The organism is Rhodoferax sp. ZS1R8 (assembly GCF_056521325.1).
Genome location: NZ_JBWMBA010000069.1, coordinates 1,110 through 1,510 on the forward strand (window position 1 = coordinate 1,110; position 401 = coordinate 1,510).

1 pseudogene is annotated in these 401 nt (G+C 64.1%); it reads left to right on the plus strand.

The annotated features are described in order from the left end of the window. Window positions 1-340, plus strand: a pseudogene (locus AC097P_RS23810) (ATP-binding cassette domain-containing protein); the annotation flags it as partial. Window positions 341-401 lie beyond the last annotated feature (61 nt).

Consider the following 401-nt stretch of genomic DNA (forward strand, 5'->3'; position numbering starts at 1 on the left):
CCTGCGGCACACCGCCGCCGCTGCCCGCGCCCAGGCCGCGCAGTGGCTCACGCGGTTGAACCTGCACGAACACCTGTGGCACTTGCCACCCGCCACGTTCTCGGGCGGGGAGCAGCAGCGCGTCAACATCGCCCACGGAATGATCACCAGCCCGCCGGTGCTGCTGCTGGACGAACCCACGGCCTCGCTGGACGCAGACAACCGCCGCGTGGTGGTGGAGCTGATACATGCGGCGCGTGCCAAAGGCAGCGCCATCGTGGGCATCTTCCACGATGACGAAGTACGCGAAGCAGTGGCCACCCGCAGTTTTGACGTGGAACAACACCGCAAACCCGATTGATTCTCCAGAAAGTAACTTGTATGAACCAACGCATCATTCGCAACGCACGTGTGGTCACGGC